17 protein-coding genes are annotated in these 23,286 nt (G+C 71.9%); 7 read left to right on the forward strand and 10 right to left on the reverse strand.

Annotated elements, in window-relative coordinates; genetic code table 11:
• Nucleotides 1–2: 2 nt before the first annotated feature.
• The 3 genes from ACTWJ8_RS07265 to ACTWJ8_RS07275 form a co-directional block, all read right to left on the reverse strand.
• Nucleotides 3–2,282, reverse strand: coding sequence for a LuxR C-terminal-related transcriptional regulator (locus ACTWJ8_RS07265; RefSeq protein ID WP_356383443.1), 2,280 nt, complete (start codon nt 2,280–2,282; stop codon nt 3–5).
• A 155-nt stretch (nt 2,283–2,437) separates the two neighbouring features.
• The gene (locus ACTWJ8_RS07270) at nt 2,438–2,923 is read right to left on the reverse strand and encodes a DUF1269 domain-containing protein (RefSeq protein WP_356383440.1); all 486 of its coding nucleotides are present in this window, start codon (nt 2,921–2,923) and stop codon (nt 2,438–2,440) included.
• Nucleotides 2,923–3,477, reverse strand: a complete 555-nt coding sequence (locus ACTWJ8_RS07275) for a DUF1269 domain-containing protein (protein WP_356383437.1) — start codon at nt 3,475–3,477, stop codon at nt 2,923–2,925. The genes ACTWJ8_RS07270 and ACTWJ8_RS07275 overlap by 1 nt, the downstream gene beginning before the upstream one ends.
• Before the next feature lie 133 nt (nt 3,478–3,610).
• Here ACTWJ8_RS07275 and ACTWJ8_RS07280 point away from each other — a divergent pair, with 133 nt between their 5' ends.
• From ACTWJ8_RS07280 to ACTWJ8_RS07290, 3 genes are read left to right on the forward strand one after another with little or no spacing between them, the layout of a single operon-like run.
• Complete coding sequence (locus ACTWJ8_RS07280; RefSeq protein WP_443263351.1) at nt 3,611–5,044, forward strand: hypothetical protein; 1,434 nt, start codon at nt 3,611–3,613, stop codon at nt 5,042–5,044.
• A gap of 24 nt (nt 5,045–5,068) precedes the next feature.
• On the forward strand, nt 5,069–7,750 hold the full coding sequence (locus ACTWJ8_RS07285) for an MGH1-like glycoside hydrolase domain-containing protein (RefSeq protein WP_443263352.1): 2,682 nt from the start codon (nt 5,069–5,071) through the stop codon (nt 7,748–7,750).
• Nucleotides 7,751–7,755: 5 nt separating this feature from the next.
• Nucleotides 7,756–9,228: an alpha-amylase family glycosyl hydrolase gene (locus ACTWJ8_RS07290; RefSeq protein WP_356383429.1), complete on the forward strand. Its 1,473-nt coding sequence runs from the start codon at nt 7,756–7,758 to the stop codon at nt 9,226–9,228.
• Between the two features lie 7 nt (nt 9,229–9,235).
• Here the strand turns inward: ACTWJ8_RS07290 and ACTWJ8_RS07295 are convergent, their stop codons facing one another.
• The 4 genes from ACTWJ8_RS07295 to ACTWJ8_RS07310 are packed head-to-tail and all read right to left on the reverse strand — an operon-like array spanning nt 9,236 to nt 15,054.
• Nucleotides 9,236–10,933 carry a SulP family inorganic anion transporter gene (locus ACTWJ8_RS07295; protein WP_443263353.1) on the reverse strand — a complete coding sequence of 566 codons (1,698 nt, stop codon included), beginning with the start codon at nt 10,931–10,933 and terminating at the stop codon, nt 9,236–9,238.
• 7 nt (nt 10,934–10,940) lie between these two features.
• A complete protein-coding gene (locus ACTWJ8_RS07300; protein ID WP_443263354.1) occupies nt 10,941–13,619 on the reverse strand; it encodes a cation-translocating P-type ATPase in 2,679 nt (892 codons plus the stop codon).
• Nucleotides 13,616–14,593 (reverse strand): polyphosphate kinase 2 family protein, encoded by a 978-nt coding sequence (locus ACTWJ8_RS07305; RefSeq protein ID WP_443263355.1) that lies wholly within the window; start codon nt 14,591–14,593, stop codon nt 13,616–13,618. Before ACTWJ8_RS07305 ends, ACTWJ8_RS07300 begins: the two co-directional genes overlap by 4 nt.
• 38 nt (nt 14,594–14,631) lie before the next feature.
• Nucleotides 14,632–15,054 (reverse strand): DUF7144 family membrane protein, encoded by a 423-nt coding sequence (locus tag ACTWJ8_RS07310; protein ID WP_356383419.1) that lies wholly within the window; start codon nt 15,052–15,054, stop codon nt 14,632–14,634.
• A 303-nt stretch (nt 15,055–15,357) separates the two neighbouring features.
• Between ACTWJ8_RS07310 and ACTWJ8_RS07315 the strand changes: the two genes are divergently transcribed.
• Nucleotides 15,358–16,653 (forward strand): MFS transporter, encoded by a 1,296-nt coding sequence (locus ACTWJ8_RS07315; RefSeq protein WP_443264827.1) that lies wholly within the window; start codon nt 15,358–15,360, stop codon nt 16,651–16,653.
• A gap of 379 nt (nt 16,654–17,032) precedes the next feature.
• On the opposite strand, the gene ACTWJ8_RS07320 is transcribed toward ACTWJ8_RS07315, so the two are convergent.
• The 3 genes from ACTWJ8_RS07320 to ACTWJ8_RS07330 form a co-directional block, all read right to left on the reverse strand.
• Nucleotides 17,033–17,461: an RDD family protein gene (locus tag ACTWJ8_RS07320; RefSeq protein WP_443263356.1), complete on the reverse strand. Its 429-nt coding sequence runs from the start codon at nt 17,459–17,461 to the stop codon at nt 17,033–17,035.
• Nucleotides 17,458–18,420 (reverse strand): hypothetical protein, encoded by a 963-nt coding sequence (locus tag ACTWJ8_RS07325; RefSeq protein ID WP_443263357.1) that lies wholly within the window; start codon nt 18,418–18,420, stop codon nt 17,458–17,460. The genes ACTWJ8_RS07320 and ACTWJ8_RS07325 overlap by 4 nt, the downstream gene beginning before the upstream one ends.
• A 72-nt stretch (nt 18,421–18,492) precedes the next feature.
• Nucleotides 18,493–18,810, reverse strand: coding sequence for an STAS domain-containing protein (locus ACTWJ8_RS07330; protein ID WP_356383410.1), 318 nt, complete (start codon nt 18,808–18,810; stop codon nt 18,493–18,495).
• Between the two features lie 191 nt (nt 18,811–19,001).
• Here ACTWJ8_RS07330 and ACTWJ8_RS07335 point away from each other — a divergent pair, with 191 nt between their 5' ends.
• From ACTWJ8_RS07335 to ACTWJ8_RS07345, 3 genes are all read left to right on the forward strand, one after another.
• Nucleotides 19,002–21,248 (forward strand): penicillin acylase family protein, encoded by a 2,247-nt coding sequence (locus tag ACTWJ8_RS07335; RefSeq protein WP_443263358.1) that lies wholly within the window; start codon nt 19,002–19,004, stop codon nt 21,246–21,248.
• A 53-nt stretch (nt 21,249–21,301) separates the two neighbouring features.
• On the forward strand, nt 21,302–22,039 hold the full coding sequence (locus ACTWJ8_RS07340; RefSeq protein WP_356383404.1) for a response regulator transcription factor: 738 nt from the start codon (nt 21,302–21,304) through the stop codon (nt 22,037–22,039).
• Between the two features lie 157 nt (nt 22,040–22,196).
• Nucleotides 22,197–23,249 (forward strand): glycosyltransferase family 2 protein, encoded by a 1,053-nt coding sequence (locus ACTWJ8_RS07345; protein ID WP_443263359.1) that lies wholly within the window; start codon nt 22,197–22,199, stop codon nt 23,247–23,249.
• The last annotated feature ends 37 nt before the right edge of the window (nt 23,250–23,286 follow it).

A 23,286-nucleotide genomic window follows, 5' to 3' on the forward strand; every position in this document is an offset into this window, starting at 1 on the left:
GCTCACAGGATCTGGAGCTCGCGGGCCCTGCGGACCGCGGCGGAGCGGCGGGACACGGCGAGCTTGCGGTAGACGCTCTTGAGGTGCGTCTTCACCGTGTTCACCGAGAGGTACAGCTCCTGGGCGATCTCCTCGGTGGTCATCATCTGGGCGAGCCGATCGAGCACGTCGCGCTCGCGGGCGCTGAGCCGTTCCGTGGGCGACGCGGCGGGTTCCTCTCGCTCGGCCGGCGCGGCGCCGGCACGCCGCGGGTGCGCGGTGCCGAGCAGCCGGGCGCAGGTGGGCGCCACCGTCCGCTGCACCGTCTGCGGCAGCCGGGAGACCGTGACCGCGTCCGCGACGGCCTCGGGGCCCCGGCCACCGTGCTCCACGGTGGCGGCGACGCGGGCGACGACCCCGCCGATCTCGGCGAGGAAGGAGTCGGGGACCTTGCCCAGCACGCCGTCGCTGTGCGCGAGTTCGTCGCGGGCCCGGCCGGGCTCGCCGCGGGCGAGGGCGCCCCAGGCGCGCACCAGGTGCAGGGTGGCGCGCGCCGGTTCGCCCATGGTCCACGGCGGCATCGGGGGCTGGACGGCCTGCGCGGTCAGTTCGTCGGCCGCGCGGAAGCGGCCGCGCAGCGCTTCGAGGAGCGCGAGTTCGACGAGGCAGTCCCTGCGCAGCGCCCCGTTGCCCGCGGCGCCCGCCGCCTTGAGTCCCCGGGTGAGGGAGACCTCGGCTGCCTTGAGGCTGCCGTCCCGCAGCTCCCCACTGCCGCGTACGGACAGGATGAGGGCGGGGATCTCGGGCCGCTCGGCGAGCAGGGTGTGCGGCACGCGGGGGCCCGCCGACTCGGCGTCGGCCGCGGCGGCGCCCGCCCTGCGCGGGTCGCGGCAGCGCAGCCGCTCCATGCGGATCACCGCGTGGGCGAGCCGGCAGCGGGCGACGCGGTCCTCCTCCTCGGGCCGTAACCGGTCGAGGAGTTGGGCGGAGCGCTCCAGGTTCCTGGTGCACGCCTGGTCGTCCCTGCGGATGCGGGCGACGGCCGCGGCGAGCAGCACGGCCTCCGGCTCGTCCGCGGGCGGTTCGGCCGTCGCCCTCGGGTCGGTGTCGACAGGCAGTCTGGACCGGGTGAGGCCGAGAACCTGACCGATCGCGAGGCGGTGCACGATGAGCCGGGCCGCCTCGTTCCAGTCCCCCGCGGCGAGCAGATGGCGCACGGCATCGGCGAGCAGCCCGTGGTCGGCGAGCCAGGCGGCGGCCGTACGGTGCAGGTGCGGCACGAGGCCGGGTGTCTCGTGGCGCAGGCAGGTGCGCAGCACGTCGGCGAACATCTGGTGGCAGCGGTACCAGCCGTGGCCCACGGGCCGCAGGAAGGAGTTCTCCCGCACGAGCGCGGCGAACAGGGCGCCGTCGGCGTCGCCGACGAGTTCGGCGGCCAGCTCCGCGTTGACGCGGTCCAGGATGCTCGTGGTGAGGAGCAGCCGACGCATGCCGGGCGACTGCTGGTCGAGCACCTCCTCGACGAGGTAGCTGGAGATCGCCTCGTCGTCCCCCACGAGCCGCTCGACGAAGCGTTCGGGATCGCCGCTGCGCTCCATGGACATCGCGGCGAGCCGAAGGCCGGCGGCCCAGCCGTCGGCGCGCCGCCGCAGCGTGCTCACCGTCTGCCGCGTCACGTCGATGCCGTGCTGGGCGAGGAGGGCCGCCGCCTCCCGGTCGTCGAAGGCCAGGTCGGCGGTGCGCACCTCGGCGACCTCGCTGGTGAGCCGCCCCCGGTGCAGGTGCAGCGGCGGGTCGCGGCGGGCGAGCACGACGAGCCGCAGCCGGTCGGGGGCGTGCCGCAGCAGGTGGGTGACGCCGCGCGCGACCGGCGATTCGAGGGCGGGCTGGAAGTCGTCGAGGACGAGGACCACCGGTTCGGTCCGCTCGTTCAGGCGGTCGGCGAGGGCGGCCACGAGGAGCGGTCCCTCCTCGCCCGCGCGCGGTTCGGGCACCGCGACGCCCGCGGAGCGCAGCGCGCCGAACACCCGCTGCCAGAAGACATCGGGGTGTTCGGCGGAGCCGTCACAGGTGACCCAGGCGAGCGGCCAGGGCGGCCTTCGCGTGTGGGCCCACTCCAGGGCGAGCGCCGTCTTGCCCGCGCCCACCGGTCCGACGACGACGGTGAGCGGACCGCGCACGCCCCTGGCCAGTTGGTCGGTCAACCGGGGGCGCGGCACGATCCAGTCGGGCAGCGCCGGCACGGTGTCGCCCGGCTCCGTGCCGCGCCCTCCTGACGGTGTGCGGTGCGACCACTCGCCCATGGTGACCCCCGCTCTCGCGACGACGTGGACCCACCCCCGTGGAGGCAAGTGTGGCCCCGCGCACGCCGCCCGGCACATGCCAGGCGGGGTTTCACCCGGGTGAAGTTCCCGGTCCCGGCGACCGCTGGGACGGGAGGGCTGCCCGGGCCGGAGGGCTACTGGGACTGGAGGGCCTTCACCAGTTCCTCTTCCCTGTCCTTGGTCAGGGAAGTGTGGATGACGGTCGGGTTGAAGGGGCGCAGCGCGTCCTGCACCCGGTCGGGCGTGGTGCGCCGGACGAGCGCGAAGAGGGCGGCGCGGCCGGGTTCGAGGGCGCGCGCGGTCTCCTTCACGAAGGCGTCGTTGATGCCGATGTCGGTGAGCTTGCCCGCGACGGCTCCGGTGGCCGCGCCGACGGCGGCGCCGAACACCGGCATCAGGAAGAGCAGTCCGAACAGCGAGCCCCACAGGGCGCCGCCGGCCGCTCCGGCCCCGGTGGTGCTGTGCGTCTGGTGGACGTGCATCTTTCCGTCCATGGTGCGCCAGGCCACCGCGGCGTCCTCGAGCTCGAGCAGTTCCTGCCGGGACAGCTCGCCCGCGAGACGCAGCACCGATTCGGCCTTCTCCTTGTCCGAGAATCCGAGTACGACGAGTTCGGCCATCAGGTCCTCCTGCGACGGTTTCCGGGTTGGGGTGTGGGATCGGTTTCGGGCCCGACGGGCTCGCCCAGGCGGCGGGCCGCGGCGGTGAGTTCGACGACCACGGGCTCCAGGGCCTCCTCGGTGAGGAAGCCCTCGGCGACGGGTACGCCGCCCGCGTCCCTGACCGCCTTGCGCAGATACTTCGCCCAGACGTGCTCGAGCAGGATGTACGCCGCCGACGTGCCCGGGTCCTGGGACGCGGCCATCTCCTGGATGTCGCCGGTGCTCAGGCCGAACGCGCTGCCCTCGGTCAGACTCGGGTACGTGTCCCGCACCGCGCGGATCCGCTCCCTGGAGATGCCGAGCAGGGCGGCGACGGTCTCGCCCATCCCCTCCTGCTGGTAGTCGAGGGAGACCAGGCCGCCATCGGGCTCCTTGCCGACGAAGAGCAGGTCGAGGACGCGGATCTGTTCGTTCGCCTCGAGGATCGCCAGCTCCTCGATGATCCGCCCCTCGAACTTGGCGTCGGGCCCGAACTCGATGGTGAGCAGCTGGACCGGTCCGATGACCGCCATGGTGTCTCCCTCCGACTGTCGACGTCCGTCTCCACCGGCATCACAGCGGCGCCGCCCGCGCCGCGCGTCACCCGCCGCAGGTGAGCAACGTGCCGCGGCCCGCGGCGACGCTGACCGCGGGAGGTGTCGCGCCATGAGCGAGGAACAGGCCCCCGGTCCCGGCGAGCCCGCGACCGGTCCCCCGTCCGCCACAGAGTCGGAGCTGGAGCGGCTGCGTGCCGAGGTCGAGGCGCTGCGCGACCGGGCCGGCACCGAACGCCGCCGCAGGGCCCGCACGTTCGCGCTGCGCCGCCTGGTCGCGGCGGTGCTGATCGCGCTGGTGGCGGTGCTGGCGGTCACCTCCGTGGTGGGCGTGTGGGGTGCGCGGACCACCCTGAACACGGACCGCTGGATCGCCACGGTGGGCGCGCTGCCCGAGGATCCGAAGGTGAACGCCGCGGTCTCGAAGTATCTCGCGGACGAGATCTTCGACCAGCTCGACGTCGAGCAGCGGCTCTCCGAGGCGCTGCCGCCGCGCGCGGCGTTCCTCGCGGGCCCGGTGACGGGCGCCGTGCACGACTTCATGCGCGAGAAGGTCTCGCAGCTGATCGCGGACGAACGGTTCCAGGAGCTGTGGCGGACCACCAACCGGTTCGCGCACGAACGCATCGTCGCCCTCCTGGAGAAGCGCAACGAGAACATCCGGGTGAGGGGCGACACGGTCACCCTCAATCTGCTGCCGGTGGTCAACAACCTGCTGAACGCCCTGGAGAACGAGCTGCCGGACGTCTTCGGCAAGAAGCTCGACCTGCCCACGCTGTCCTCCGGGGAGCTGCCGCCGGGCCTGCACCAGCGGATCGAGAAGGCGCTCGGCAGGGACCTGCCCGAGGACTTCGCGCAGATCCGGCTCTACGACCGGCACACGCTCGGCCAACTCCAGGACGCGGTCGTGCTGTTCAAGCGGGCGCTCGTGGGCCTGCTCATCGGCGTGCCCGTCGTGCTCGCTCTCGCCCTGTGGGTGTCGCCGAACCGGCGGCGCACCCTGCTCCAGCTCGGCCTGTGGCTGGTGGTCACCGTCACGGTCCTCACGGCCGTCCTGCGGGGCGTGCGGAACCAACTGCTCGGACAGCTGCCGGAGGGCGTCTACCGCGAGGGCCTGCGCTCGGCGCTGTGGACCGTCTTCACGACGCTGCGGGAGAGGGGCGATCAGCTCCTGTGGATCGGCGTGGCCGTCGCCGTCCTCTGCTATCTCGTCGGACCCGGCCGGCTGCCGTCCGCCCTGCGCCGCTGGACCGTCCAGGGCGCGCGTGCCACCTGGCACGGCATGACGCGGGCGGGCGAACGCCTCGTGCGTGACCGCCAGTTGCGGCCGTGGATCGCCCGGCACGCGGACGTGCTGCGCGTCGGCGGGGCCGTCGTCGCGGCCCTGGTGTCGATCCTGCTGTCGTCGTGGACGGCGCTCCTGGTGATCGCCGTGCTGCTCGCCGCGTACGAGATCGCGGTCACGCTCGCGGCCCGCGCCGGCGGCTCACCCCCGGAAGGTGAGGCGCCTCCGCGGCCCCCTGCCGAGACTGGCGCCCCGGGCTGACCGAGGGGCACGTGGGAGGGTCACATGAAGAAGGAATCGCGCGTCGGGCCGACCGGCGACTCGAGCGGACGCTCCCGGCTGTGGGGCCCGTACCTGAGCGAGCGGCAGTGGGGGACAGTGCGCGAGGACTACAGCCCGGGTGGCGACGCGTGGTCGTACTTCCCGCACGACCACGCGCGTTCGCGCGCCTACCGCTGGGGGGAGGACGGCCTCGGCGGCATCTGCGACGAGAAGCAGCGGCTGTGCCTGGCGCTCGCGCTGTGGAACGGCCGCGACCCCATCCTGAAGGAACGTGCCTTCGGTCTGACCAACGCGGAGGGCAACCACGGCGAGGACGTCAAGGAGTACTACTTCTACCTCGACGCCACGCCCAGCCACTCCTATCTGAAATACCTCTACAAGTATCCGCAGGCCGCGTACCCGTACAACGAGCTCGTCGCCGTCAACGGCGGTCGCACGCGCCAGGAGTTCGAGTACGAGCTGCTCGACACGGGCGTCTTCGACGAGCGCCGCTACTTCGACGTGACGGTGGAGTACGCCAAGGCGGACCACGACGACGTCCTGATGCGGATCACCGTCGACAACCGGGGCCCCGACGAGGCGACCCTGCACGTCCTTCCGACGCTGTGGTTCCGCAACACCTGGTCGTGGGGCGAGCACGCCACCGCTGCCACCAAGCCCGTGCTGCGGGAGGCGGAGGGTCCGCACGACACGCGCACGATCCGGGCCGACCATCCGGAGCTCGGCAGCTACGACCTGCGCTGCTCGACCGGGGCCGAGCTGCTGTTCACGGACAACGAGACCGACAAGGCACGCCTGTTCGGCACCGCGAGCGACACCCCGTACGTCAAGGACGGCATCGGCCGGCACGTCGTCGAGGGCGAGCCGCACACCGTCAACCCGGACCGCGTGGGCACCAAGGCCGCCGCCCACCACACGCTCACCGTGCCCGCCGGCGGGTCCGAGACGTTGCGGCTGCGTCTCGGACCCGCCGGTGCCCAGCTCTCCCTCACTCGCGGCTACGACACGGTGTTCAAGGACAGGATCGCCGAAGCGGACGCGTTCTACCGGGAGTTGACGCCGAAGGGCGCGGGCGAGGACGAGGCGCGAGTGCTGCGTCAGGCGCTCGCCGGGATGCTGTGGTCCAAGCAGTACTACGCGTTCGACCTGGAGACATGGCTCGCGGAGCACGATCTGACGCCGTGGAGCCTGCCGCGGACCGGCGTGCGCAACCGCGAGTGGTTCCACATGGTCAGCGACGACATCGTGTCGATGCCGGACAAGTGGGAGTACCCGTGGTTCGCGGCCTGGGACCTCGCCTTCCACGCGGTGGCGCTCGCGGCCGTCGACCTCGGCTTCGCCAAGGAGCAGCTCGAACTCCTGCTGCGCGACTCCTTCCTGCACCCCAACGGGCAGATCCCGGCCTACGAGTGGAGCTTCGGCGACGTCAACCCGCCGGTGCACGCCTGGGCCGCGTACTTCGTGTACACGGTGGAGAAGGAGACGACCGGGCACGCCGACCACGCGTTCCTGGAGCGCACCTTCCAGAAGCTGCTCACGAACTTCACGTGGTGGGTCAACCGCAAGGACCCCACAGGACGCAACGTCTTCCAGGGCGGATTCCTCGGCCTCGACAACATCGGCGTCTTCGACCGCAGCGCCCCGCTGCCCACCGGCGGCTCCCTGGAGCAGGCCGACGGCACGGCGTGGATGGCCCTGTACTGCCAGTCGATGCTCCAGATCGCCCTCGAACTCGTCGAGCGGAACGAGGCGTACGAGGAACTGGTCCTGAAGTTCGTCGAGCACTATCTGTGGATCTCCGCGTCCATGGACCGGATCGGCGACCTCGGCGACGAGCTGTGGGACGAGGAGGACGGGTTCTTCTACGACGTGCTGCGGCTGCCGGACGGGCAGGCGGTCCGCCTCAAGGTGCGCTCGATGGTGGGGCTGCTGCCGCTGTGCGCGTCGACCGTCTTCCAGCCGCAGCAGCTGGAGCGGCTCTCCGGGCTCGGCGAGCGGCTCCAGCGGTTCGCCGCGCGGCACCCCTCGCTGTCCGTGACGCTGTCGCAGGCGCAGGCCGGGAGGGCGGGCGGGCCGCGGCTCCTCTCGGTCGTCGACGAGAAGAAGCTGGTGCGCGTCCTGTCGCGGCTCCTGTCGGAGGACGAGTTCCTCAGCCCGTACGGGATCCGGGCGCTGTCCAAGTACCACGAGGAGCACCCGTACACGTTCTGGGTGCACGGCGAGGAGTACCGGGTCGGCTATCTGCCGGCCGAGTCCGACACCGGCATGTTCGGCGGCAACTCCAACTGGCGCGGCCCGGTGTGGCTGCCGATGAACGCCCTCGTCATCCGCTCCCTGCTGCACCTGTACGGCTTCTACGGCGACGAGCTGACCGTGGAGTGCCCGACGGGGTCCGGGGTGCGCAAGAACCTGTTCGAGGTCGCCGAGGAGATCTCCACGCGGCTCACCAGGATCTTCCTGCGCGACGAGAACGGGCACCGCCCGGTCTACGGCGGCCAGCCGCTGTTCCGCGACGACCCGCACTGGCGGGACCTCGTCTCGTTCTACGAGTACTTCCACGGAGACAACGGCGCCGGCATCGGCGCCTCCCACCAGACCGGCTGGACGGGCCTGGTCGCCGCCCTGATGAAGATCTTCGGCACGCTCGGCCCCGACGCCTTCCGGCCGCGGACCACGAAGAGGTGACAGCGATGGCCACAGTGCCGGCACAGCCCGTGATCCACGAGGTCAACACCCGTGTGTGGCTCAAGGAGACGGGGCGGCGGCTCGGCCGCGAGATCGGTCTCGCGGACGTGCCCAAGGACGTCTGGGACGAGATCACCCCGTCGGGCGTCGACGTCGTGTGGCTGATGGGCGTGTGGGAGCGCAGCCCGCAGGGGCGGGACATCGCCCTGCGGAACCCGAACCTCCGGGCCGCGTTCGAGGCGGCCGTCCCCGGCATCGGCGAGCAGGACATCGCCGGTTCCCCGTACTGCATCCGGCGCTACGAGGTGGACGGCGCGCTCGGCGGAGCCGTCGGGCTCACCGCTGCGCGCGCCGAACTCGACCGGCGGGGCGTGGGGCTGCTGCTCGACTACGTGCCGAACCACGTCGCCCCCGACAATCCGTGGGTCGGCGAGCACCCGGAGCTGTTCGTGCGCGGCGACGCCGAGGACCTGCGGCGGGATCCGGACGGCTTCCTGGACACCGGGCGCGCGGTGCTCGCGCGGGGCCGGGACCCGTTCTTCCCGCCGTGGCCGGACGTCGTCCAACTCAACGCGTTCGCACCCGAGTTGCGGCACTCGACCGTCGAGGTACTCGACCACATCGGCCGGTTCTGCGACGGGGTGCGCTGCGACATGGCGATGCTCCTGACCAACGACGTGTTCGAGCGCACCTGGGGCGAGCGGGCCGGGAAGCGTCCCGGCGAGGAGTTCTGGGTCGAGGTGCTCGGCGCGGTGCACGAGCAGCGGCCCGACATGCTGTTCGCGGCGGAGGCGTACTGGGACCTCGAATGGGCGCTCCAGCAGCAGGGCTTCGACTTCTGCTACGACAAGCGGCTCTACGACCGGATCCTCGCCCACGACGCGGCGTCCGTGCGGGCCCACCTGGCCGCCGACGTCACGTACCAGCGGCGGCTCGTCCGCTTCCTGGAGAACCACGACGAACCGCGCGCCGCGCACACCATGGCCCCGGCGAAGGAGCGAGCGGCGGCGGCCCTGATCGCGACGCTGCCCGGCGCGACGCTGTGGCACGAGGGCGAGTTCACCGGGCGCCGCGTCCAGCTGCCGGTCTTCCTCGACCGGCGGCCCGACGAGCCGGCCGACGACGAGCTGCGCTCCTTCCACGAGCGGCTGCTGTCGGCGGTGCGCCAGAGCGGCATGCGCACCGGGACCTGGCGGCTCCTCGACTGCACCGGCTGGCCCGACAACGACTCGGCGGCCGCACTGGTCGCGTCGTGCTGGACGGGCCCGGCGGGCCGCTTCCTCACCGTGGTCAACCTCTCCGACCACCCGGCCCAGGGCCGCATCCGTCTCCCGTGGCCCGACCTCGGCCCGGGCCCCTGGCAGCTGACGAGCCTCCTCGGCGCGGACCGCTACGAACGCACCGGCGCCGAACTCCTCGACACGGGGTTGTACGTGGACCTCCCGGCGTGGGGCACGCACATGTTGTCCGCCTCTTGAGGCTGGTTCACCAGTCCACGCCCGCGCGGGAACGGAACGCCTCCACCGCGCTCTCGACCGTCGGGAAGAACGCGTCGGGCCCGAACGCGCGGGTCAGACCGTAGCGTTCGAGCTTGCGCCGCACCGGGTCCTTCAGCTCGGCGAAGACCAGGTCGACCCGCTGCCCGCGGAGCGCCTCCCGCAGCTCCTCCAGGACGTCGGCCGCGGTCGTGTCGACGTCGGTGATCGGCTCGGCCGCGACCACGACGCACCGCGGCTCGTCGGCCGAGCGGAGCGCGCCCCGCACCTCGTCCCGGAACGACTTGGCGTTGGCGAAGAACAGCGGCGCGTCGAAGCGCAGCACCACGAGCCCCGGCAACTGCCGCGCCCCCGGATGCGAGCGGACGTCGTGGTAGCCCTCGATCCCGGCCACCCGCCCGAGCACCGTGCTGTACGGCCACCACGCCCGCCGGAACACGTTGAGGATCGACAGGCCGACGGCGACCGCGATCCCCGGAAGGACCCCCAGGAGCGCCACCCCGAGGAACGCGGCCCCGCACAGCCAGAACTCGGCCTTGCGCTGCCGCCACAGCTTCGCCATGCCCGGCAGATCCGCCAGGGACAACGACGCGGTGATGACGACGGCGGCGAGCGCCGGCTGCGGCAGATCACGGAAGAGACCGGGGAGGAGGACGAGCATCAGCAGGATGAGCCCGGCGCCCACGAGGCCCGTCAACTGCGTCCTGGCGCCCGCCCGTTCGGCGACCGCGGTCCGCGATCCGCTGGTGCTGACGGGAAAGCCCTGGAAGAGCCCCGCCGCCGCGTTCGCCGCTCCGATGGCGATCATCTCGTCGTTCCCGCGGACCTCCTGCCCGCTGCGGCCCGCGAACGCGGACGCGTTGGAGATGGTGTCGGCGAGGGAGACGAGCGCGATGCCGAGGGCGCCCACGAACAGCGGCCCGAGGTCGTCCCAGCGGACGTCGGGCACGGTGAACGGCGGCAGCCCCTCCGGCAGCCGCCCGACGAGCTTCACCCCGTGCTCCCCGAGGTCGAACACGACGGTCGCGCCGATGGCGAGCACCACCATCACGAGCACGGCGGGCACCTTCGGCAGCAGCCGCTGGAGCAGCAGGATCAGCGCGATGCAGCTCGATCCCACGGCCACCGCCGCCGGCACGGCCGCCCCGTCGGCCAGCTTCCGTACGAGCCCCTCGAGTTCTCCGATCAGCCCGTCCGCGTCCACGGAGAACCCGAACAGCTTCGGCAGCTGCCCGACGAGGATGGTGAGGGCGAGCCCGTTCATGTAGCCGATCATCGTGGGCTTGGAGATGAGGTCGGCGACGAAGCCGAGCCGCGCCACCCCCGCCAGGATCGTGATCGCGCCGACCATCAGGGCGAGCACGGAGGCGAGGGCGACCGCGCGACCGCTGTCGCCGTCGGACGCGACCAGCGGCAGCACGGTCGCCGCGATCATCGGCCCGAGCGAGGAGTCGGGCCCGAGCACGAGGATCCGGGACGGGCCCGCGACGGCGTAGGCGAGCAGGCAGAGCACCGACGTGTAGAGCCCGGTGATCGCCGGGAGCCCCGCCAGTTCGGCGTAGGCCATGCCCTGCGGCACCAGGAGCGTGGTCAGGACGACGCCCGCCACGAGATCCTTGACCAGCCAGGACCGCCGATACTCCCGCAGGGTCTGCACACCGGGCGGCACCGGCAGGGCCTTCGGCACCGGTGGTTCACCTCCGCCGGGCGATCAGCTTGCCCAGCTCCCACAGCGCGAGGAGCGCGAGCGCGGGCAGCAGCGCCCAGCCGAACTGGCCGAGCCCCAGCGGCACCGTGTCGAGCAGCCGGTTGAAGGCGTCGGTCTGCGTGACGAGCACGGCGAGCACGAACTCGGCGAGGATCGTCCAGTTGAGCTGCTTGCTGTCGAAGGTGTCGACGGTGAGCGCGGTCCCGGTCTGGCTGCGGCACTCGACGGCGGCCACGATCAGGCACAACGCGAACGCGGCGAAGGCGATCGAGTTGCCGATCCGGACGCTGTCGTAGCGCGCCTCACCGAGCTTGATCAGGCTCAGCAGCGCGACGGCGATGCCCGCGCCGACGAGGCCGACGGTGAGCATCAGCGCCGGGGTCATCACCGGCTCGCCGCGCGGGCGCGGTTTGCGGGTCATGAGGCCCGCGCCGACGCGGTCGAAGCCGAGGGAGAAGCCGAACGCCGCGTTGACGACGAAGTGGATCCACAGCACCTGCGCGGGGTTGAAGGGTTCCGCGTCGGCGATGTCGAAGAGCGAGGCGCCGAGGAAGGTGAGCACGAACACGACGAGCAGGATCAGGACGAAGCGGATGTACTTGGTGAGGTTGTCGTAGATCTTGCGGCCCTGCTCGACCGCGTGGACGATCGTCGCGAAGTTGTCGTCGGACAGGATCATCCGCCCGGCGTTCTTGGCCACTTCGGTGCCCGACCCCATGGCCACTCCGATGTCGGCGGCCTTGATGGCGGGCGCGTCGTTGACGCCGTCGCCGGTCATGGCGACGACGTCGCCCTTCTTCTTCAGCGTCTCGGCGAGCAGCACCTTGTGCTCGGGCGCCACCCGGCCGAGGACGCCGATCCGGTCGATGCGGGCGAGCCGCTCCTCCTCGGGCAGCGCCGCGAAGTCGGCGCCGAGGATCGCCTCGCCGCGGATGCCGACCTGCTCGGCGATCGCGGCGCCCGTGATGACGTCGTCCCCGGTCACCATGCGTACGCGAATGTGGGCGGCCTGCGCGGCGGCCACGGCGTCCCGCGACTCGGGGCGCGGCGGGTCGACCATGCCGACGAGGCTGGTGACGCTCAACTCCCGTACCAGGTCGAGCAGATCGCCGTCCGGTGCGAACGCGGCGGGGTCCAGGTCGCGGGTGGCGGCGGCCATCACCCGGCGGCCGGCCCGCTCCATCCGCTCGACCTCTCCCTCGGCCCGGCTCCGCAGCCCGGCGTCGAGAACGATGTCCGCGCCGTCCGAACGGGCGGTGGTCGTGCGCGCGAGGACGGCGGGCGCCGCGCCCTTGACGAAGCAGCGCACGACGGGCCGACCCTGCCCGTCGTGCGCCGCATGGAAGGTGGCCATCAGCTTGTACGCCGGGTCGAAGGGCAGCGTGGCGAGGCGCGGCAGCCGCTCCCGGGTGGCGGCCACGTCGAGGCCCGCCTTGTGGCCGAGGACGAGCAGCGCGCCCTCGGTTGGGTCGCCGACCACCTCGCCGTCGACCAGCGCGGCGTCGCTGGCGACGAGGTGCGGCAGGATCGCGTCCTCGATGCCGGGCGAGCTGCCAGCGGCGTGGTGGATCCGGCCCTCGAGGCCGTAGCCGGTGCCGGAGACGGTGTACCGGTCGAAGGCGTCGACGACCTCGACGACGGTCATCTGATTCATCGTCAGGGTGCCGGTCTTGTCGGAGTTCACGGCCGACGTGAAGCCCAGGGTCTCCACGGACGGCAGGTCCTTGACGATCGCGTGCCGCCTCGCCAGGTCGAGCCCGCCCATGGAGAGGATCGTCTGTGTCACCGTCGGCAGCGCCTCGGGCACGGCGGCGATGGCGAGCGAGACGGCGCTGATGAACAGCGCGTCCCAGGGCTCGTCGCGTCCCCGGCCGAGCGCGAACATCACGACCATGGTGAGCGCGGCGGCCCCGACGATCCACAGGGTGAGCCGGTTCAACTCCTTGGACAGCGGCGACATCTCGCGCCGCGCGGCCGTCAACATGCCGGAGATCCGGCCGAGTTCGGTGGCGGCGCCGGTGGCGGTCACGAGGAGCACGCCGCTGCCGTGCGTCACCGGCGTGGACATGAACGCCATGTCGCTCTGGTCGGCGGGGCCGACCTCCTTGCCGGTCACCGGGTTGGCGTCCTTGGCCGCGGGCACGCTCTCGCCGGTGAGCGCCGACTCGTCGATCTGGAGGGCGGTCGCCGCGACGAGCCGCCCGTCCGCCGGGACCTCGTCGCCCGCGGCGAGCAGCACGACGTCCCCGACGACCACGTCCTCGGCGGCGATCTCGGCCTCCTTGCCGTCGCGCCGCACCCGCGCGGTGGCCTTCGTCATCGCCTTGAGGGCGTTCATGGCGCTGTCCGCCTTGCCCTCCTGGCGCAGTCCGATCACCGCGTTCACGACGGACAGGGCCAGCAGCACCACGGCCGTGCCCCATTCCTGGATGAGCAGCGAGACGATCGCGGACGCGACCAGGATGATCTGCATGTACGAGGTGAACTGGCCCAGGATCCGGCGCAGCGCGGGGACCGGCCGCTCCTCGGGCAGCGCGTTCGGCCCGGCCTCGGCCCTGCGCGCCGTCGCCCGCGCGGAGTCGAGCCCCACGGCCGGGTCGACGCCCAGTTCGTACGCGACCGATTCGGCGGGTTCGGCGTGCCACAGGTGCGCCGACGCGGTCACCGCTCCCGCCTCCGGTGCTTCGTGCCGTACGGATCGGCCGCGGCCCCGGCGGGCGCCTCCTTCTCCAACCGGCGCTTCTCCAGCTCCAGTTCCCGGCGGGTCTCCTCGCGGATGACCGGGTAGCGCGGGCCGATGTCCATCAGGGTGTGCGCGAGCACCGCCGCCGCGCAGATCCGCGCGTACCACTTGTGGTCGGCGGGCACGACGTACCAGGGGGCCCAGCGGGTGCTCGTCGCGGACAGCATGTCGTCGAACGCCTCCTGGTAGTCGTCCCAGCGGGCCCGCTCGCGCGCGTCGGCCGCCGAGAACTTCCAGTTCCGCTCGGGTACGTCGATGCGCTTGAGGAAGCGGATCCGCTGCTCCTCCTTGGACAGGTTCAGGAACAGCTTCACGAGCCTGAAGCCGTTGTCCGTCAGATACCGTTCCCACTCGTTGATCTCGCGGTAGCGGCGCCGCCACAGCTCCTTGCCGTGCCGCTCACGGCCCGGAAGCCGCTGCCGGTCGAGGAGTTCGGGGTGCACGCGCACCACCAGGACCTCCTCGTAGTGGGAGCGGTTGAAGATGCCGATCTCGCCGCGGCGCGGCAGCGCGCACGTGTAGCGCCACAGGTAGTCGTGGCTCAGCTCGTCGTGCGAGGGCACCTTGAAGCCGGCGACGCGCACGCCCTGCGGGTTCACCCCGCTCATGACGTGCCGGATGGTGCCGTCCTTGCCGCCGGCGTCGAGAGCCTGGAGGCAGAGCAGCACTCCGTGCGTGCCGTCGGCGGCGAGGCGGCGCTGGTGGTCGGCGAGCAGGGCGACGCCCTCGCTCAGCAGTTCCCTGCCCTGCCGCTTGTTCTTCAGGCCCGACGTGCTGCCGGGGTCGAAGTCCTTGGACAGGCGCACCTTCTCCCCCGGCTCGACCCGCAGGGGTGCGATGAACTCGGCGATGCGCTCGGCCCGTTCGTCCCTCGGGCGCGCCCGTCCGTCCTTCATGAGCCACCTCGGTCCGTGTCCGCCGGGGAGCCGGCCGGTCAGATCAGCGTGTCCCGCTTCACGGTGCACAGGCCCCAGATCACCAGGGCGTCGAGAGCGATCAGCGTCAGGGACCAGAACGGGTAGTACGGGATGGAGAGGAAGTTCCCGATCATGATCAGGACGGCGAGGACCACGCCGAGCACCCTGGCCCACTTCATGGCGACGAACAGGCCGAGGCTGACGACCACGGCGACCACGCCGAGGATCAGATGGATCCAGCCCCAGGCCGTCAGGTCGAACTGGAAGGTGTAGTCGGGCGTGCGGAGGAACACGTCGTCCTCCAGGACCGCCATCAGACCGCGGAAGAAATCCATGGCGCCCGCGATGAAGAGCATCACCGCCGCGAAGACGGTGACCCCTCCGGCGGCCGCGTCCTTCGCGCTGCCCATGCCGTGCTGCGAAGTGGTCGAGGTGGCCATCACAGGACCCCCAGGTGTGAGGAGGGTGCCGATTGCACCGCTGTGCCGCCGAGTGTCGGGGCCCCACGGAGCGCGAGTCGTCACCCTTCGGGGGTGACGACCCGGGCGGGCGGCGCCCGGAGGCTGTCCGGAGTCCGGCCCGCGACGCGAAGCGAGGCGATGAGCGTGGCAAGCACTCCCGAGGCGGCCCACGGCCGAGGGCCGGGCGGCGACGAAGGTCCCGAGCGGGGCGGCGGCCGTCGGCGCCGGGTCCTCGCGCCGCTCGCGCTGGCCCAGTTCATCTGCAGCTTCGCCGGCTCGAACATGAACGTGATGATCCACGACATCAGCGAGGACCTGGACACCACCGTGCAGGGCGTCCAGACGGCGATCACTGTCTTCCTGCTGGTCATGGCCGCGCTGATGATCCCCGGCGGGATCCTCGCCGACCGCTACGGCCGCAAGCGCTGCCTCGTCGCCGGGCTCGCGATCTACGGGGTGGGGGCGCTGCTCAGCGCGGCGGCGCCCGGCCTCGGCGTGCTGATCCTCGGCAACTCGATCCTGGAGGGCATCGGGACGGCGCTGCTGATCCCGCCGGTCTACATCCTCACCACGCTCCTGTTCACCGAAGTGACGCGGCGGGCGCGGGCGTTCGGCGCCATCATGGCGCTCGGCGGCATCGGCGCCGCGACGGGGCCGCTGCTCGGCGGGCTCATCACGTCGGCGATCAGCTGGCGGGCGGCGTTCGTGTTCCAGGCGGCCGTCGTCGCGGTCATCATCCTGCTGAGCAGGAGCCTGCACGATCCGCTTCCGGCGGACCGCGGGCGCGACTTCGACACGGTGGGCGCGATCCTGTCGGCGGCCGGCCTCGTGCTCGTCGTCCTCGGCATCCTCGCGGCCGACGACAACGCCTGGCTCATGGGGGCGCTGCTCGTGGCCGGGGCTCTCGTCCTCCTCGCCTTCTTCCGCTGGGTACGCGGACGGGAGCGTTCCGGCTCCCGACCCCTGCTCCCCACGAGCCTGTTCAAGAACCGGACGTCCAACCTCGGCCTGATCACCCAGCACACCCAGTGGCTGATGCTCATGGGGGTGTCGTTCGTGGTCGCCGCGTACCTCCAGGTCGTCCGCGGCTACGACGCCATCGGTACGGGCGTCATCTTCACCGCCTCGACGGTGGGGCTGCTCATCAGTTCGCTCGGCGCGGAACGGTTCGCCGAGCGGCGCGAGCAACGTACGCTCATCATGGCCGGTTTCATCGTCACGGTGTGCGGTATCGGCATCCTCCTCGCCCTGGCCAACGCCTCCCAGAAGGCCTGGGCCTCCACTCCCGGCCTCCTCCTGATCGGCCTGGGCCTCGGCCTCATGCTCACGCCGTCCGTCAACGTCGTCCAGTCCAGCTTCCCCGAGGACCTCCAGGGCGAGATCTCCGGCCTCTCCCGCAGCATCTCCAACCTCGGCTCCTCGGTCGGCACGGCTTTGGCCGGCACCATCCTCGTCGCCAACCCCGCGGTCGGCCCCTACGCGACAGCCCTGGCGGTCCTGGCGGCGATCGGCCTGGTGGGTCTGGGGGCGGCGGCGATGCTGCCGAAAGGACGGAGGGGGACGGAGGGAGCGTCGTAGCGGGGTCCGCACGGGCTGAAGGTGGGCACGGGCCCACCCTCGGACCGCGCGGTCACGGGACCTCGGGCTCGCAGGGGTGGCGGACCAGCCGTAGCCACGGCCGTACGAGCCGATACGGGGGCGCGCCCACCGTCAGCCCGTACGCGGCGGCACTCCGGCCGCACGGCCGCCGAGCACAGGCCCAGTTGAGGCCGCGGTCGTACGAGGCCACGGGGGCGCGCCCGGTGTCTGACGGCGGCCCGGCCACGCGGGCGATGGGTGCCGGGTGAGCCGTCGGCACTGCGGTCGTACGAGGCGATGCAGGCGGTGCCATTCGCCTCAGACAGCGGCGCCGTTCCCGCAGGGTCGCCGAACACGGGATCAGCGGGTGGACACCCGGTCAGTCCTCGGAGCCGCGGTCGTACGACACCGCGCTGCGCACCACCAGGTCCTGAAGCGCGGCGCCGCGGCGGCTGAACGGGATCCAGAGCAGGCCAAGCGGCACGCTCACGGACAGCGCGGCCCGCGCGAGGGAGCGGACCGTGCGCAGCCTCCGCCCCGCCCTGTCCGCCACGTGCACGCCCATCAGGCGCGCGCCCGGCGTAGCCCCGACCAGCGCCCACGAGCCGCCGAGGTAGCAGACCGCCAGGGCCCACCCCAGCACCCCGCCGACCCAGCTCGACGCGTCCGGCATCCGAAACGGCGGCCCGACGACCATCATCCGCGCGCAGCCCGCCGCCACCTCGAGGAACAGCCCGACCAGAGCGAGAACCAGCACATCAACCAGCGCGGCGAGCCCACGCGAAACGATCCCGGCCGCTCCGTTCACGTCGCACGCCGCCGCAACACCCGCCCCGCGAACCGCTCGACGTTCCGATCCCCCCGCCGCCCCAGCGCCCGCACACCCTCGACCGCCTCGACGGTCAGCCCACCCCCGGTGTCCCGCACGATCCGCCCCAGATCAACCTCCCGCAGCACCCCTCGGGTGACCCCGGCGATCTCCCCCACATCAACCCTGCGAACGACCCGCCCCACATCAACCCGCTCAACGACGGCATCCACGTCCACCCGCCGCGCCACGCGATCAACATCGACCCGATCGGCGACGGCATCGACGTCGACCCGGCCGGCGACCCGATCCACATCGACGCGATCAGCAACCGCGTCCACATCCACGCGCCGCGCAACACGATCCACATCCACCCGATCGGCGACGGCATCCACATCAACCCGACAGGCGACCCGATCCACATCAACTCGATCAGCAACCGCATCCACATCAACCCGCGCCGCAACAGCGTTCACGTCCACCCGGGCGGCAATGGCATCGACATCCACACGGTCCACGACCGCCCCCACGTCCACCCTCCGAACCACCCCGTCCACGTCCACGCGACGCACGACCCGCTCGACATCGACTCGGTCGGCGACGGCATCCACGTCCACCCGGCGCGCGATCCGGTCCACATCCACCCGGTCCGCCGCCGCATTCATGTCCACCCGCGCGACGACCGCGTCCAGGTCCACACGGTCGACCACCCCACCCACATCCACCCGCCGCACGACCCGCTCCACATCCACCCGATCCGCCACCCCGTTCACGTCCACCCTCGCCACCACCGCGTTCACATCGATACGCGCCACGACCGCGTTCAGGTCGACGCAGTCGAGGACCACGTCGACCGACTTGCGGATCACCAGGCGCGGCGCCTCGCGCAGCGCGCCGAGCAGAGTCCGCGCCATTCGGCCGGCCACCTCGACGGTGCCGCCCGCGCTCACCTCGACCATGCCGCGACCGAAGCAGCGGTCCGGACGCTCGGCATCCTCCGCGGCGGGTGAGGAGGAGCCCGCCAACCCCATTCACCCCGACGGGAGTTCGGGAACACGGCGTACCGCTCCCGCGAAAGCGAAGGGGACGCAGCGTTGCGCCGCCAGCAGGCGGGCCAGGCGCAGCACGCTCAGGCCGCTGGCCCCCAGGTCGTCCACCTGCCGCAGGTCCACCACGACACCCGCGCCGCCGCGCCGGATGGCGCCGTGCAGCACCCTCCCGATGCGGGCCTCCGCCGCGGGCTCGATGGCGCCACGTACCTCGATGACCACCAGGTCGGCCACCCGCCGCACCACGACGGGCGCGACCCCGGATCGGCCACGGACCACGAGCGGAACGTTCCACGTCATGAGCGAGTCCCCCCGAGCGCACCGGACTTGGTAGCCCACAGGATCGGCACGCCGCCCCACCACGGCATCGCTCCGCAGGGGTGAGGGGGGTGGGGAAATCCCCCATCAGCGGTCCCGTCCGCACTGTTGATCACCACCGGGGAGCTTCTTAGGCTCGACCCGTCGCAGCCCTGACGAAGGTGGAGCACCGTATGAGTCACGCAGATCAGGCACAGCACACCGGCCCCCGCCGCCGCACGGTGATCGGCGGCGCCGCCGCCCTCGCCGTCGTCTCGACAACGTTGCCATCCGCCCCGGCCTCCGCCGCCCCCGCCTCCTTCTCCCCCACGGAGCGCGCCCGTTGGAAGAGACAGGCGGAGCGCGTGACGATCACCCGCGACGACTGGGGCATCCCGCACGTCGTCGGAAAGACCGACGCCGACGCGATCTTCGGCATGATGTACGCGCAGGCCGAGGACGACTTCAACCGCATCGAGCGCAACTACCTGGTCAGCCTCGGCCGCCTCGCCGAGTCCGAGGGGAAGAGCGCGCTCTGGCAGGACCTCCGCCAGCGCCTGTACATCGACCCGGACGACCTGAAGAAGCAGTACGCGACGTGCCCCGCCTGGCTGCGCGCCCTCATGCGGGCCTGGGCCGACGGCCTGAACCACTACCTGGCCACCCACCCCGACGTACGCCCCCGCGTCCTCACCCGCTTCGAGCCGTGGATGCCGCTGAGCTTCTCCGAGGGCAGCATCGGCGGCGACATCGAGTCGATCGCCCTGAGCCAGTTGGAGGCGTTCTACACGGACCGCGAGATACCGCCGACCGACGAGGAACGCGGCCTGACGTTCCGCGAACCGTCGGGCTCGAACGGCATCTCCCTCGCCCCGAGCCGCACCCGCGACGGCCACGCCCTCCTCCTCATCAACCCGCACACCAGCTTCTTCTTCCGCTCGGAACAGCACGTGACGAGCGAGGAGGGCCTCGACGTCTACGGCGCCGCGACCTGGGGCCAGTTCTTCATCTACCAGGGCTTCAACGAGAACACCGGCTGGATGCACACCTCCAGCGGCGTCGACAACATCGACGAGTTCGCGGAGACCGTCGACCGCGCGGCCGACGGCTCGTACACGTACCGCTACGGCAAGGAGAACCGCCCGGTCACCACCCGGGAGGTCACCCTGTCGTGCCGCACGGAGAGCGGCGGCCAGGAGCGGCACACCTTCACCACGTACGCGACCCACCACGGCCCGATCGTCCGCGCGGCGGACGGCAAGTGGATCGCGTGCGCCCTGATGAACAAGCCGGTCGAGGCGCTGAAGCAGAGCTATCTGCGGACGACGACGAAGGACTACGCCGCGTACATGAAGGTGGCGGAGCTGAAGGCGAACAGCTCCAACAACACGCTGTTCGCGGATTCGAAGGGCTCGATCGCCTTCCTGATGCCGCAGTTCATGCCGGTGCGGGACGACCGCTTCGACTACATGAAGCCGGTCGACGGCAGCGACCCTGCGACCGACTGGCAGGGCCTGCACTCCCTGGACAGCATGCCTCGTGCGGTGAACCCGAAGAGCGGCTGGGCGTTCAACAGCAACAACTGGCCCTGGACCGCGGCCGGCGCGGACAGCCCGCACAAGGAGGACTACCCCCGCTACTTCGACAAGGCGGGCGAGAATCCGCGCGGCCCGCACGCGATCCGCGTCCTCACGTCACGCGACACATTCACGCCGCAGACCCTGATGGAGGGCGCGTTCGACCCGTACCTGACGGCGTTCGCCCGCCTGGTCCCCGGTCTCGCGAAGGCCTGGGACGGCCTGCCGAGGAGCAGTGCCCGGCGCAGGCGGCTCGCGGCGCCGATCGGGCTGCTGCGGGACTGGGACTTCCGCTGGTCGGCGAGGTCCACGGCGACCTCGCTCGCGGTGTTCTGGGGCGAGGCCCTCTGGGCCCTGGTGTCCAAGGCCGCCGCGGACGCGGGCCTGTCCGTGTGGGACTACGCGGCGGACCGCGCCACGGACGCGCAGCGCCTCACTGCGCTCGACTCCGCGGTGGACCGTCTGACGCAGGACTTCGGCGACTGGCGCGTCCCGTGGTCGGAGATCAACCGCTACCAGCGCAACGACGGCTCCATCACCCAGACCTTCGACGACGCCAAGCCCAGCCACCCCGTCCCGTTCACCTCCGCCCAGTGGGGTTCCCTCGCCTCCTTCGGCGCCAAGCGCTACCCCGGTACGAAGCGCTACTACGGCACGAGCGGCAACAGCTTCGTCGCGATCGTCGAGTTCGGCCCGAAGGTGCGGGCGTGGGCCGTGACCGCGGGCGGCGCGAGCGGCCACCCGGATTCCCCGCACTTCGGCGACCAGGTCAAGCGGTACGCGAGCGGCGACCTGCGCCCCGTGTACTTCTACCCGGAGGAGCTGGCAGGGCACGTCGAGCGGAAGTACCACCCCGGGGTGTGACCCGGCCGCGGGTCCGGTCGACACATGATCGCCGCGGCCCGAGCATGTGGGATATGCAGGCACCCGCATCCCCCCGTGGTCCACGAGGCCGGGCGCTGCCGCTGCTCCTGGTGGCGGCGGCGTCCGACGTCTCGCTCGACTGGCTGGCCGAGCTGGACGACCCCCGCTTCTCGTACCGCATGGTGCACAGCGGCCGGGAGGCCCTGCGCGATCTGTACCGCTACCGGCCGGACCTGCTCGTCCTCGGGATGCGCGTACGGGACCCGGGGCTCTGGGAGGTGCTGCGGCGGGTCCGGGAGATGACGGAGGACCTGCACGTCATCGTCGCCGCCCCGCGCCTCGACCGGGACGACGCGGTGCGGGCACTGGAGTCCGGCGCGGACGACGTGCTCTGGTACGGACTGCCCGAGGGGCTGCCGCGGGCCCTGGTGATGGCCCGGCTGCGCCGCGCGACGCCCGCCGCGCGTCCCGAGCAGCTCCTGGAGGACGGCTCCGTCCGCATCGACCTCGCCACCCACGAGGTGACCATGGGCGGGCACTACGTGCCGCTGACCCCGCTGGAATTCGACCTGCTGCACGTCTTCGCCCGCAATCCCGGGCAGGTGCTCACCCCGGAGCAGCTGCTGCACCACGCGTGGCGCGGCCATGCCGAAGGGGACCCGGGCAAGGTCAAGTACGCCGTGCTCCGGCTGCGACGCGGCATCGAGCGGGCGACCGGCGGCGCGGCGCCGATCGAGACCGTGCGCGGGGTCGGCTACCGGTACGTTCAGCCCGCCCCCGACCCGGCGTAGGTCCCGGGCCGAAGGTCCCGAACCGGGCCGCGGCGCGCGCCGCAACCGTCGCGCAACCTCGCCACGACCTCGCCGCCCCCTGGCCCGCCCATCGTCGTAGACATCGCACGGCGCCCCGCCTGCGAGAGTCCACGACAGGGCAAGGGACAGCTCGTCAATGACACTCGTCGCACTCATCCCCGCACACAACGAGCAGGACCGCATCGTCGCCACCCTCGCGGGCCTGTACCGCCAGACGGTCCGCCCGGACCGCATCGTCGTCGTCGCCGACAACTGCACGGACCGCACCGCGCGGATCGCCGCGTACTGCGGCGCCGAGGTCTTCGAGCCGACGGACAACAAGGACAAGAAGGCCGGCGCGCTCAATCAGGCGATGGCCCCGCTGATCGCCGACCTCGCCGACGAGGACCTGGTGCTCGTCCAGGACGCCGACACCGTCCTCAACCCCGAGTTCGTGCGGTGCGCGGTCGAGGCCATGGAGGACCCGACGATCGGCGCCGTCGGCGGCATCTTCTACGGCGAGCCGGGCGGCGGCCTCCTCGGCCAGCTCCAGCGCATGGAGTACCAGCGCTACGCCCTGGAGATCCGCCGCAAGAACAACGAGGCCGTCGTCCTCACCGGCACCGGCAGCCTGTTCCGCGCGGGTGTGCTGCGCCAGGTGCGCCGGGCGCGCCTGGACGGGGTCATCGGCGGCGGCGAGAGCTACTACTCGCTGGCCTCGCTCACCGAGGACGACGAGATCACGAAGGCCGTCAAGACGCTCGGGTACCGCACCGTCTCGCCCGACGGCTGCTGGCTGGTCACCGAGGTGATGCCGTCGGTGGGCAAGCTGTGGCACCAGCGGCTGCGCTGGCAGCGCGGCGCCCTGGAGAACCTGCGCGACTACGGCTGGACGCCGGTCACCCGGAAATACTTCGGCCAGCAGTTCATGCTCGGCGTCGGCGCGCTCGCGCTCGGCCTGTTCTTCCTGTTCGCCGTGTTGAACCTGGCGATCGTCGGCTGGGGCGGACTGTCCCTGTTCTGGTCCTCGATCATGCTGATCTTCGTCGTGGAGCGGACGCTGACCGTACGACGCCTGGGCTGGCGGGCCACGCTGCTCGCGCTGCCCCTGATACCGGAGCTGCTGTACGACGTGTTCCGGCAGGCCGTCTTCGTTCGCTCGCTCGTCGACCTGGTGCTGCGCCGCGAGGCCCACTGGGTCGCCACCTGAAGCCACCCCTCTCCCCGCCTCAACCACCGAACCCCAC

The organism is Streptomyces sp. SDT5-1 (assembly GCF_052245995.1).
Classification (GTDB): Bacteria; Actinomycetota; Actinomycetes; order Streptomycetales; family Streptomycetaceae; genus Streptomyces.